Here is a 9108-nt window from a genome sequence, read left to right as displayed (position 1 = left end):
CTGGCGCAACACCGAGGAAGGGCCACCCGGACTGGACTGGGCAATGTCGGCCCTGATCCTGGCGCAGGTCGCTGTCGGCAACACGGCCCTGGCGGCGCTGGCCCGCGCAGTACTCGCCTCACTGCTGACACACCTCGGCCCCGCGATCACCCTGGGCAACACCGACTCCGGATGCCTTGCGGAAACCAGGAAGAGACGGGCGGCCGACCCGTCAATGAACGAGACCGAGACGCATCTTCTCGATGAAGCCATGGAGTTGATACGTGAGCTAACGCCCGCCCGACCTTAAACGACAAGGTGAGAACCTGTATTCAAACCCCGAGGTTCAAGGTCACCAGCCGTGGAGCCGTGACTTAGTCGGGTAGCCGGGTCACGTTGCCATGACCCGGCTACCCGACTAAGAAGAGATCTCTCAGCCGAGGACGCCGCTGCGCGTTGCGAGACCGCGCAGTTCCGACGATACCGGTCCGGAAACGGGCTTGAAATCATTGACTTCACCGCGGGGCGAGCATGCGTCTTCTGCCGCGCGTGGTGCTCTCCGGCCAGGAGCGTACGTACACACTCGGTCCGGCGCCCCAACCGTTCGAGAAGTGAGGGCGATGTCTCCGGGGCCGCGGGAGCGGCGCTCTAAGCTCGGCAGATCATCCAGGGAAATGCTGAGGGCAGCGTTGGGCAGCGGTCACTGCGGTGGCGTCGTCAGCCGGCCCCAAGCGGACCCCATCCACGATGGTGGTCCTTGCGGAACACTCCCGAGAAGGCCGGGCCATGGCGAACCAGCGAGTCCTCGTAATGGTCGTCGAAGTCGTGCAAGAACAGTGACGTCGACCTGTTGAACTTGGGTGCGCAGCAGATCCGTCGGCAGCGCGGCGAGCTGGGAGGCCATGGCAGGCATAGAGGGCAGGCCGGTAGGTCTGGATACAGCGAGCGTTCCTGCGGGGTGAAGCCCCCGTGTACGGTCCGGCAGATTTGCCTGGGCAGGGGTAGCCAGTTCGCCTTCCCACAGTTGTGCCGTCCCGTAACCGCCGGTGGCCTGGGTGCGGCCGTCCGGGCTGAGCGCCACTGCGTAACAGGGGCCCGGTGTGGCTGGTGAGGGTACGGCGGGTCTTGCCCGTCGCGGTATCCCAAAGCCTCAGTATTCCTGCGTCGTCACCGGTGGCCAGGGTGCATCCATCGCTGCTGAGTGCGCTTGCGTGAACAGAGCCCATGACGTCAGTCAGGGTGCGCCGAAGCTTTCCACTGGGCGCTTCCCAAAGCCGAACTGTCTTGGTCGGGTAGCCGGGTCACGTTGCCATGACCCGGCTACCCGACTTGGTGTCGATGTACCGGCTGCCGCCGGTGGCCAGAGTGTGGCTGTCCGGGCTGAGCACCATCCCGGACACGGGCCCGATGTAGCTGGTGCGACGGGCTTTACCTGTCGTGGTGTCCCACGCCCGCACGGTCCCGGTGTCGGCGACGGCCCTCAGGGTATTCTCGCCCGGGTTGAACATCATCGTGACCGTGGCATCGTTGGGGAAGCGCAACTTGCGCCGCTCAGGGGTCACTCCACCTCTTCACGACTTCCGGCATCGGCATCGGCATCGGCATCGGCATCGGCAGAAACCTCGTCCCCGCACGCGCAGGGGGCACACCGGCCACGTGTAGCACATGGCCACCATGGAGATCCTGTATCCCCGACTATGTCCATCAGTCTTGTGGGTGTCTTTGATGTCCAACTCGCTGCCATGGCGGGGCCTTTCGGTGCTACATGGACGGGTTCTGTTCGCCTGCCCATGTCGGCCTGAGGTGTGGTGTGTCGTTCGCAGTGCAGAGGCTGCGGTTGTCCGAAGATGGTCCGGTCTCTGGCTATGTACGTGGAGAGCGGCAACGCTTGTATGCGGGTTTCGACAACATCTGGCCGCTTCACCGGCTTTGGATGTCGGTGAGTTCGAGCAACGCCCCGGAGGGTTACCGGCGCCGTAACGCAGCCAGGGCCCGTCGATTCCCCAGGTCGAGGAGCATCCGGCGCCGCGCCGTGATCCTGCGGCCAAGTGTTGCCCGATCTCGCCGACACGGCGCCGACCACAAACGGGATGTTGTCGGCCTCCATCGACATCTGTTGTCGAGTCCCACGTACAAAGCCAGGTCTCGTACACCGTGGTGGGGGACGACGGCTTGCCCGTCGATGACGTGGAGGATTTCCTCGCGCACCTGACGCCGAGGGGTGCCTCGCCGAACACGGTTCAGGGCTACGCCTACGACCTGCGCGATTTCTTCGTCTGGCTGGGCCAGATGGGCTTGGACTTCCGGCGTCTGCGGTTGGAGGTTGTCGCGCAGTTCTTCGACTGGCTGCGCCGTCCGAAGCCGGCCCGCGCGCCGGAGGTGTTCGTGCTGCCGGGTGTCGGCCAGGCGCTGGAGAACACCACGTTGCAGCGGAAGCGGGCCGCGCTCGCGTCCTTCTACCGGTTCCACGCCCGGCGGGATGAGAGCGTGCCGACTCTGTTGGGAAATCTGCTGGCTAGGCGGCCGACAGGCTCCTATACGCCGATGCTGGCGCACACCCAGCGAGGAGGTGAGGTCGAGTACAGCCCGATCCGCATCCACGCCCACCGCAAACCGCCCCGGACGCTGACCGACGACGAACTCCAGCGGCTGATGAGCGCCTGTAACCGGCGCCGGGACCGGTTCCTGATCGCGCTCCTGGACGACTCGGGACTGCGTATCAGCGAGGCCCTGGGCCTGCGGCACGCTGACTTGAACCTCCGCAAGGGCGAGGTGCACGTCGTTCCACGCGAGAACAACGCCAACCGCGCCCGGGTCAAGGGCATGAAGGGACGGATCGTCCCGGTGCGGCCGGAGCTGTTCGACCGCTACGCCGCCTACATGGAGAGCGAGTACGGCACGCTGGACTGCGACTTCGTGTTCGCCAACCTCTTCCGCGCGCCGATCGGCTCGCCAATGACCCGGGCGAACGTCAACGAACTGGTGGAACGCCTTCAGAAGCGGACCGGCATCACGCACTTCTCGCCGCATGCCTGTCGGCACACCTACGCCACCCGACTGCTGCGGGCCGAGGTGTCGATCGAGGTCGTGGCCGAGCTCCTCGGTCACGCCAGTACGCAGACCACCGCTGAGATTTACAGTCACCTCGATGTCGAGGATCATCGCCGGGTACTCCTCTCGGCCGGGATCATCAAGGACGGGGCATCGGCCCGGTGAACACGCCCCGCACGAATGCAGGCGCCGCCGGCCTGCTGGCCAGGCTGATGGAGACGGTGCGCCCGGAGTTCCGGGCCGTGTTCTGTCCGCCGCGGGACAGCCTGGTGTTCTTCCCGGGCGAGTGCCGTATTCCGTCCTGCCCGACGACGCTGACGATGGGCAGGCTGAAGCTGTGTCGCACCCACCATCACCGCTGGGCGGCGGCAGGGCGCCCGGTCGACCTGGATGGCTGGTCCGCACGGGAGGACGCGCGACTGCACCAGCGACGCCAGGTGTCGGCCTGCCTGGTCGCCGGGTGCAACCGAGCCCGAGCCGCCCACGCTCTGTGTCACCGCCACGCCTCGCGGTGGACCCACGCCGGACGCCCGCCCCTTGGAACCTGGCTGAGACGGACCCTTTATCAACCACCGCGCAAGCCCTGGTCCGCCGAGCGGACCTGCGAGTTCCCCGACTGCCCGCGGTGGACCGACAGCACCGACGCTCCGCTGTGTCACACCCACCACAACCGGTGGCGCAAGCACGGCCGACCGGCCCTCGACACCTGGTACGACGACCTCGCTCACCGCGGAGACCCGAAGATCCGCCTGGAACAGCTGGCCCCCGCCCTGCGCCTGGAGTTCCAATTCGGTCTGCAACACCGGCACGACGAGGGACTGCGCTTTACCCCAGCCCGCGACGTCCGGCGCGCGGTCACCTGGGCCCGCGAGGCACCCACCACCAGCCTCCTGGACTGGGACGAGAGCACCTGGCGTGACCACGTCGCCCCGCTCGGACTCGGTGGAAATCGCCACGGCCACAATGTGGTGGCCTTCCGCTTCATCGCGGACACCCGTTTCGCCCTGGAACACCTGCTCATCGCCGATGATCCGTGGGCCGACCAGTACCCGCGCGACATGTGGGACCTGCGGCACTTCGCCCTGGCCGAAGGAGAGACGCGCTACCTGCGCTTCGGCGGCATATCCCAGCCCTGGCTGCGCGAGCTGGTCAAACGATGGTGCCGTTGGCGCATCAGCACGAACATCAGCGTCAACACCGTCGCGGGAAACCTGCGCTCCCTGCACCATCTCTCTCGGCATCTGTCGCCGAACGCCGCGCCGGCCGACCTGACGCGCGCCAGGGTCGAGACGTGGCTGGCCGCTCTGGCCGTCGACTACCCGGATGTGTTCACCCGCCGGGCCACGATCAACTCGCTCGGCCGATTCCTCGCAGATGCCCACGCCCACGACTGGCAACCGGTCCTGCCGCGAGACGCCATCATCTACAACGACGCTCCGCCTCCGCCGCCTGCCAAGCCCCGCTGGATCTCCGAGCACCTGATGCGACAGATGGAGAACCCCGCCAGCTTGACGCTTATCTCCAACGACGACCTCCGCCTCATGGTCCCCCTGCTGATCTCCTGCGGCCTGCGTATGAAAGACGCCCGGCGATTGAAATTCGACTGCGTCACCCACGACGACACCGGCGCCCCCTACCTGACCTGGATCAACCACAAGATTCACGGCCGCGTCGCGTTCTTCCCCATCAGCCAGGCCCTCGCAGACGAGATCGCCGCACAACAGAAGCGCGTCCAGGCCCGCTTCCCCGCCAGAAGCCGCTTCCTGTTCCCTGGCTGGACGGCCAACCTCAACGGCAGCAAGGCCGTCTCGGACACCTGGTGCCGCGAACAGATGGAGACCTGGCTGGAGCGCATCCGCCTCATCGACGAGCACGGCCGCCCAGCCCGCGTGACCTTCCACCAGTTCCGCCACACGCTGGGCACCCGATTGATCAACGCCAACGTCCCGCAGCACACGTCCAGCATCTGCTCGACCACATGTCGCCGCAGATGACGGCCATCTACGCCCGGCTGCACCAGAAGACCCTGCGCGAGCACTGGGAGAAGTCCCTCAAGGTCAACGCCGAAGGCGAAGCCGTCGCGCTGCCGGTGGACCATCCGCTTGCCGATGCGACCTGGATGCGGTTGTCCCTGGTCCGAGCCAAGGTCAGCCTCCCCAACGGCTACTGCGGGGCTCCCATCCAGACGGACTGCGAGTACGCGAACCCCTGCCTGGACTGCCGCTTCTTCATCACCACCGGTGACTTCCTCGACCAACACCGACGTCAGCGGGAAGAGACCCGCAAGCTCATCGGCGACGCCGAGCAAGCCGGCCTGTCGCGCATCGTCGAGAAGAACACCCGCACGCTCGGCAAGCTCGGCACGATCATCGACGCCCTCGAACAGGCCGGACCGCAGCAGATCGTGGCCGGCGGAAAGGTGACCGATCTCGATGCCACCGGCTGACAACGCCCGGTTCCTCGTCGAAGCCTCGAAGGCCCGCAGCAGACAAGCACGCGAGCACGCCGAAGAAGCCATCAAGGCAGCCGCCCGCCGCAACGAACGGCCCACCGTCGTCGGAATCGCGAACGCGGCCGGTGTCTCCCGGTCCTGGCTATACACGCAGACCGACCTCATCACCGCGATCAACCAGCTCCAGCAGCGCGTCCCGGCCCTCCACCGCAGCACCCGGAACGCGGCCAGCGACGCCTCCCTGCACCGCAGGCTGGAAACCGCGCTCGAACGCAACCGGCAACTCCGCCCCGAGAGGTAGATGCACCGCTTAGTTGCCTGGTCACAGCGTCCTCTTCTTCATACGGGCGAAGGTGTGCTCGACCCGGCGGTGTTCGGCGTTGTCCTCCTCCTGCCCGCGTAGGAGACGTCGTCCGGCCCTTCTGCGGTGCGGGACGATGAGGCCGGTGCCCGGTAGGCGCCATCCGTGATGACCGTCCTCCCCGCTGCCGCGGCCAGCAGATCCGACTCGCGCCAGACGTGAGCGTCGGCCCTGTTTCCGGCGCCGGGCGGGCGCTCGCTACGACCAGACGGCTGTCCGCATCGATGATCTGGTGCCGGGCTCGGCGGACGGGCCGACGCAGGTGATCGACGTGCGGGACCTCGCGCCCTGGCTGGTCGACTGTGTGGAGAGGGAAACGACCGGAACGTACAACGCGGTCGGCCCGGTCGTGCCCTTCAGGGAGTGGGTCGCAATGTCACGGGAGATTGGCGGGCACACCGGACCGGTGGTGGCGGCGGGCGACGACTGGTTGCTCGGGCAGGATGTGGTGCAGGCCATGGGCCCGGAGTCGCTCACGTTGTGGGTGGCCGACCCGGACTGGGCGGGCTTCAGTGCCCTCGACGGCGCCGCGGCGGCCGCGGTCGGCCTGCGACACCGGCCCCGGACGGAGCTGCTGGAGCACACGTTGCGCTGGGAGCGCAAGGCGGGCCTGGACCGGCCCCGCCGGGCGGGCCTGAGTGCCGGGCGCGAGCGCCAGCTCCTGGAGACACTGGGGTGAGGAGGCGCCCGGGCCCGCGCGGAACGGATCCAGGAACCGTGACCGCTGTACCCGTCCTGCCCAGGGCGGAAAACATCGAGGACATGTCCGCCCGGGCCAGGACGGGTACATCGGGATGCCGGCCCCAGGTGCACCGGACCGCGCCCGGCGCCAAGGCCTTCACGGTCGGCTGCCCGGCCGTCCTGCCGCAGGAAGCCAGTCAGTCGGTGGCGGGCAGGCTTCGGGCGACCGCGGCTCCCAGGGCCGTCGCGTTGGCGCACTGCCGGGTCGCCGAGCCCGGGCCGGAGACCTCCAGCAGCAGCGTCTCGGAGAGGAGGCCGTCGGCGGCCCGGTAGGTGCGGTACAGCACTTTGACGGTGCACGAACCACCGCTCTCGCCGCCCTCGGCGCGTACGAACGCCTGTCGGCCGCCGAGTCGCACCGGCTTGCCGTCGTCCTCGGCTGTGGGCGGCTGCCCCTGGTCGAAGCGGAGAGCCACCTCGGCGGAACTCCCCGACCCCTGCCAGCCACAGCTCCACCCGCCCGCCCCGGCCTCCGGGCGCCGGACGTCGAGGCCCGCGACCTCACCGAGCGCTGCCTCGCCCAGCAGCGCGCACGCGTTCGAGCGGATCAGTGAGGACCGGTCGGCCGTCGCCAACGGACTCCGTCGGGCCACCGCGTAGCGATCCAGCACTCCGGCGGCCCCGCTCGTGGCCGTGTCGGCGAGCGCGCACACCCGGGGCGGGCTGCCCGCGACGGCCTTCGCCACCACGCGCACCCATGCGCCGCGCTCGGTCTGGAGCAGCCGTTCGCACTCCTTGTCCGCCGGCGGCTCCGAGACGACCGTCACGGAGCCTGCCCGCCGCAGCTTCGCCAGAGCGGAGGGTTGCTGCGCACCGGCGGGCAGGACGGTTACCGACACGTCGGCGACCGTCGGGTTCCCGTCTTCGTCCTCGCCTTTGTCCACCAGTAGGTCGCAGCGGTCGAAATTGGCGTAGCCAGGATCGATGTCGACCGTGCCGTACCGGGTCATCGCCCTGGGCTCGAGCAGACTGCACGGATCGGCGGACCGGACGTCGCCGACCGGTCCGCCGGCCCTTGGCCCTCGGTTCTTCGGGTCACCGGTTTCCGACGCCACGGCCCCGTCCTGGAACGGGCGGGCAACGACGACAGCGGTCACAGCACCGGCCACCAGTGCCAGGACCAGCGCGACAGCCCCGGCGACACGGCTCCAGGTCCACACCCACCCGGTGGGCGCGCACCGCATCCCCCCGACGTTGCCGGGCGAGCGCACGCAGGCGCAGGCGCCTCCCGCCAACTCGTGCAGATGCCGCGCCGCTTCGGCGGCGCACGGCCGTGACTCCGGCCGGCCGGCCAGCAGCGCCCGCAGCGGTGCGCCGAGCGCGCCCGCCCGGGGGCTGGGCACGACGCGTCCCCTCTTGGCCAGTTCCAGGTAGGCCAGCGGGTCTTCCGCCGCGCCGTAGGGCGACTGCCCTTCCAGGGCGGTGTGCAGCGTAGCGCCCAGCGAGAACAGGTCGGCCGCCGCCGTCATCCGATTGCCCCGCGCCACCTCCGGCGCCATGTAGCGCGGTTTGCCGTAGACACCGCCGTGCCAGCTGCGCGAGTCCTCCCGCCACAGCGCGCGGGCGATGCCGAAGTCGGTCAGCTTGGCGAAGCCGTCCGCTCCCACCAGGACGTTCTCCGGGGTGACGTCCCCGTGCACGACGCCCGCGCGGTGCGAGACGTCCAGTGCGACGGCCAACTGGCATCCGATCGAAGCCACTTCGGAGGGCGACAGGACGCCCCGCTCGTCCAAAACCTGGGCAAGGCTGCGCGACGGCACGTACTCCATCACGATCCAACAGCCTTCCGGCGTGTCGACCAGGTCGAAGACCGAGGTGATGTGCGGATGGTGCAGTCTGGCGGCGTTGCACGCCTCCTTGCGCAGCCGCTTGACCGCCCCGCCCTCCTTCGACTGGGTGCACTTGAGCGCCACTTGCCGCTCGAGCCCGTTGTCGTAGGCCAGCCACACCTCACCCATGCCGCCGCTGCCGATGCGCTGTTCGAGGCGGTAGCGCTCGTCGATCAGGTCCCCGTCGTTCGGCATGTCCCGTACTCTCACGCTTCCGTCGCCAGTGCGGTCGCCGTCGGTCACTGCGAAAGCACAAACCGTAAATCAGCGGGTCGACGGTTCGCAGGCATATCTCACAACCCGTCACCCCACCGGGATACCGCTGCGAGAGGTTGCCTTGGCGGTCCCCCGGCCCAGGCGTGACGGCCATCCCCGGCCGGGACGAAGACCCGCCCGGGGATGATGATGTCCGTCCGGGCGGACGGTTCCCTCTCCCACGGGGGCGGCGGTCTTAGCTTGTCCTACCTTCCAAGCATGGGTCAGAGCTGGTCATTCGTAAGATCGGCGGGCCCGGGGGTTCTGGGTATGGCTGTGAGCTTGTCGCCGTTCGATGGCTCAAAGAACTTGGCCGCCCGGAGCCCCGCGACGACTCGACCGCTAGGGGTCGTCTTCAAAGGTGATCAAGTGATGAGGGATCATGCTCGTCGTGGTGCGTCGTCATGAGCTTTCGGATGCCGAGTGGGCTGTGTTGTCGC

Annotated in this window: 7 protein-coding genes and 2 pseudogenes; 6 read left to right on the top strand and 3 right to left on the bottom strand. The window is 68.3% G+C overall.

What is annotated here, in order from left to right:
- A pseudogene (locus tag IG78_RS0140135) lies at positions 1-289 on the top strand (phosphotransferase); the annotation flags it as partial.
- 991 nt (positions 290-1280) lie between these two features.
- Here IG78_RS0140135 and IG78_RS0140125 read toward each other — a convergent pair.
- Positions 1281-1541, bottom strand: a complete 261-nt coding sequence (locus IG78_RS0140125; RefSeq protein ID WP_030574375.1) for a hypothetical protein — start codon at positions 1539-1541, stop codon at positions 1281-1283.
- Between the two features lie 610 nt (positions 1542-2151).
- Here IG78_RS0140125 and IG78_RS0140120 point away from each other — a divergent pair.
- From IG78_RS0140120 to IG78_RS0140110, 4 genes are read left to right on the top strand one after another with little or no spacing between them, the layout of a single operon-like run.
- A complete protein-coding gene (locus IG78_RS0140120) occupies positions 2152-3195 on the top strand; it encodes a tyrosine-type recombinase/integrase (protein ID WP_225882423.1) in 1044 nt (347 codons plus the stop codon).
- Complete coding sequence (locus IG78_RS43485; protein WP_225882424.1) at positions 3192-5024, top strand: tyrosine-type recombinase/integrase; 1833 nt, start codon at positions 3192-3194, stop codon at positions 5022-5024. Before IG78_RS0140120 ends, IG78_RS43485 begins: the two co-directional genes overlap by 4 nt.
- Complete coding sequence (locus IG78_RS52040) at positions 5009-5476, top strand: hypothetical protein (protein ID WP_225882425.1); 468 nt, start codon at positions 5009-5011, stop codon at positions 5474-5476. Before IG78_RS43485 ends, IG78_RS52040 begins: the two co-directional genes overlap by 16 nt.
- Positions 5463-5783, top strand: a complete 321-nt coding sequence (locus IG78_RS0140110) for a DUF6262 family protein (RefSeq protein ID WP_199813369.1) — start codon at positions 5463-5465, stop codon at positions 5781-5783. The genes IG78_RS52040 and IG78_RS0140110 overlap by 14 nt, the downstream gene beginning before the upstream one ends.
- Before the next feature lie 36 nt (positions 5784-5819).
- Here IG78_RS0140110 and IG78_RS52035 read toward each other — a convergent pair.
- Positions 5820-6072: pseudogene (locus IG78_RS52035) on the bottom strand (transposase family protein); the annotation flags it as partial.
- 144 nt (positions 6073-6216) lie between these two features.
- Here IG78_RS52035 and IG78_RS48895 point away from each other — a divergent pair.
- Entirely contained in the window at positions 6217-6522 is a 306-nt protein-coding gene (locus tag IG78_RS48895; RefSeq protein WP_199813370.1) for a hypothetical protein, read from the top strand.
- 199 nt (positions 6523-6721) lie between these two features.
- On the opposite strand, the gene IG78_RS0140100 is transcribed toward IG78_RS48895, so the two are convergent.
- Positions 6722-8608, bottom strand: a complete 1887-nt coding sequence (locus IG78_RS0140100; RefSeq protein ID WP_030574363.1) for a serine/threonine-protein kinase — start codon at positions 8606-8608, stop codon at positions 6722-6724.
- Positions 8609-9108: the final 500 nt, after the last annotated feature.

Origin of the sequence: Streptomyces aureocirculatus (genome assembly GCF_000720475.1) — a bacterium.
Classification (GTDB): Bacteria; Actinomycetota; Actinomycetes; order Streptomycetales; family Streptomycetaceae; genus Streptomyces; species Streptomyces aureocirculatus.
Note: the sequence above shows the minus strand (reverse complement) of the source record. Positions and strands in the feature narration are given on the sequence as shown.

Bases quoted from the DNA above. Each gene is read 5' to 3' on its own strand.
- IG78_RS52040 (WP_225882425.1), top strand. From the start codon at position 5,009: ATGTCGCCGCAGATGACGGCCATCTACGCCCGGCTGCACCAGAAGACC.
- IG78_RS0140110 (WP_199813369.1), top strand. From the start codon at position 5,463: ATGCCACCGGCTGACAACGCCCGGTTCCTCGTCGAAGCCTCGAAGGCC.
- IG78_RS48895 (WP_199813370.1), top strand. From the start codon at position 6,217: ATGTCACGGGAGATTGGCGGGCACACCGGACCGGTGGTGGCGGCGGGC.
- IG78_RS0140100 (WP_030574363.1), bottom strand. From the start codon at position 8,608: ATGCCGAACGACGGGGACCTGATCGACGAGCGCTACCGCCTCGAACAG.